Genomic DNA, 437 nt, shown 5'->3' with positions numbered 1-437 from the left:
GACATGTCGCAGGGCGACGGCGCCGATGACCTGCTGGGCAGCTGGAACAGCGGCGAGCTGTGGGAGCGGGTCAGCGACCGCGAGGCCCAGACCGCTGTGGACGGCGGTGACGGCAGCGCCACGGTGGGCCTGGACCCACGCGAGCAGGCGGCGGTGCAGGCCATGACCCTGCGAACGCTTTCCGATCCCGAAGCACGGCCGACAACCGGTGCCGAACTGGGCGCCGGGCCGGGCGCCGGTGCGCTCGACCTGCCGCCACGGGAGCCTTGACGCGGGACAGGCCGGGGCGGGCCTCAGCCCCACGTTTCGCGTGAAAAAAAGTGGGCGGACACGCTGTCCGCCCACATGGGGTGCAACTGGTCAGTCTCGATCAACGCTGCTGGCCACCGCGGTTGTTGTTGCCGCCACGTTCCTGCTGTTGCTGCCGACCGCCCTGG

The 437-nt window shown here is 71.2% G+C and carries 1 pseudogene; it reads left to right on the top strand.

The annotated features are described in order from the left end of the window. Positions 1-270 (top strand): annotated as a pseudogene (locus GVL52_RS29215) (manganese catalase family protein); the annotation flags it as partial. Positions 271-437 lie beyond the last annotated feature (167 nt).

Origin of the sequence: Rhizobium sp. 18055 (assembly GCF_902706285.1) — a bacterium.
In the GTDB taxonomy this organism is placed as follows: domain Bacteria; phylum Pseudomonadota; class Alphaproteobacteria; order Rhizobiales; family Rhizobiaceae; genus Rhizobium.
Note: the sequence above shows the minus strand (reverse complement) of the source record. Positions and strands in the feature narration are given on the sequence as shown.